The sequence below is a fragment of the Burkholderia sp. IO2 genome (assembly GCF_029522185.1).
Lineage (GTDB): Bacteria > Pseudomonadota > Gammaproteobacteria > Burkholderiales > Burkholderiaceae > Burkholderia > Burkholderia cenocepacia.
Genome location: NZ_JAKWFH010000142.1, coordinates 1 through 1290, shown reverse-complemented (window position 1 = coordinate 1290; position 1290 = coordinate 1). Strand labels below are relative to the sequence as shown.

The 1290-nt window shown below is 60.3% G+C and carries 1 protein-coding gene; it reads left to right on the top strand.

Annotated features, from left to right (window positions below):
• Positions 1-49 precede the first annotated feature (49 nt).
• On the top strand, positions 50-1290 hold a 1241-nt coding region (locus tag MMB92_RS35180; protein ID WP_277563272.1), incomplete at its 3' end, for an IS30 family transposase.

Sequence of the window (1290 nt, the reverse complement as noted above, 5' to 3'; positions counted from 1 at the left end):
GGGCGAATTCAACCGGTCGTCGCAACACCTTTAATCGAGGAGGTGTTGCATGGGGCGAAGCGCAAAGCGGGTGTATCAGTTGACAGGCCGAGGAGCGATGCACTCGCCGGGCGCACCATCGCTTCGGCATGAAACCGAGCGTCTATTTTGGAAGCAGATCGCCACCGGTATCACGAGCGAGAGAGCAGCAGAGACAGTTGGGGTATCGCCGGCGGTAGGTTCGCGTTGGTTCCGCTATCGTGGCGGCATGCCACTTTTCATGACGAATCCGATATCCGGTAGGTACTTGTCGTTCGCTGAGCGAGAAGAGATAGCATTGCTGTCGGCCCGAAACTTTGGCGTGCGCGAGATCGCCCGTCGTATCGGACGCAGCCCATCAACGGTTTCGCGGGAGCTCACGCGTAACGCTGCCACTCGTGGTGGCTGCCTTGAGTATCGTGCTTCGGTTGCGCAGTGGAAGGCGGAACGGTTTGCCAAACGACCAAAGCCGGCGAAACTGGCGACCAACGCGCAACTGCACCACTACGTACAGGAGCGCCTGGAGGGCAATGTGCATGACGCCGATGGTCGCGAGATTGTCGGGCCTCGGCAGGCACCGTTCAAGGGGCGAAACAAGCCACGTCGCGGTGACCGCAAATGGGTCAATGGCTGGTCGCCTGAACAGATTGCTAACCGGCTGAAGATCGATTTCCCCGATGATGATTCCATGCGCATCTCTCACGAAGCCATTTACCAAGCCCTATACATTCAAGGACGCGGCGCGCTCAAGCGCGAACTGGTGGGCTGCCTGCGCACCGGGCGCGCGTTGCGCGTTCCCAGAGCCAGGGCGCAAGCCAAGGCGTGGGCACACGTAAGTGAGGACGTGATGATTTCCAGCCGCCCAGCAGAGGCAGAGGATCGTGCGGTGCCGGGCCATTGGGAGGGGGATCTGCTCATCGGCCTGAACCGGTCCGCTATCGGGACACTGGTGGAGAGATCGAGCCGTTTCACCATGCTCGTGCACTTACCTCGGGAGAGCGGCTATGGGGTGATTCCGCGCACGAAAAATGGACCCGCGCTGGCCGGCTACGGAGCTGTCACGATGGCCAATGCGCTCAAAAAAACTGTGACGGACATGCCTGCCCAGTTGTGGCGATCATTGACGTGGGACCGCGGCAAGGAACTGTCCGATCACGCTCGCTTCACGATCGAATCCGGCGTGAAGGTCTTCTTCGCGGACCCGCACAGCCCATGGCAGCGTGGCACGAACGAAAACACGAACGGCCTTCTACGACAATACTTCCCAAAGGG